The organism is Chitinophaga sp. GbtcB8 (genome assembly GCF_019091455.1).
Classification (GTDB): domain Bacteria; phylum Bacteroidota; class Bacteroidia; order Chitinophagales; family Chitinophagaceae; genus Chitinophaga.
Genome location: NZ_JAGXJN010000482.1, coordinates 1 through 232, shown reverse-complemented (window position 1 = coordinate 232; position 232 = coordinate 1). Strand labels below are relative to the sequence as shown.

The 232-nt window shown below is 47.4% G+C and carries 1 protein-coding gene; it reads left to right on the top strand.

The genetic code is table 11. The annotated features are described in order from the left end of the window. On the top strand, positions 1-232 hold a 232-nt coding region (locus KVT36_RS32360; protein ID WP_217607533.1), incomplete at both ends, for a pyridoxamine 5'-phosphate oxidase family protein.

Here is a 232-nt window from a genome sequence, read left to right as displayed (position 1 = left end):
ACAGGTGAATGACGAAGTACTGTCACGTATTATCACCAGCCGCATTGGCTGCAGCAATGATGAAAAGATGTACATAGTACCCATCCGCTTTGCCTTTAACGGTAATTACCTGCTGGCGCATTCCAGGGAAGGTTTAAAAATAAACATGTTGCGCCAGCACCCGGAGGTATGTTTCCTGGTAGTTGAAATTGATGTTCATGCCAATTGTCGCACTGTGGTGCTGTGGGGCAGC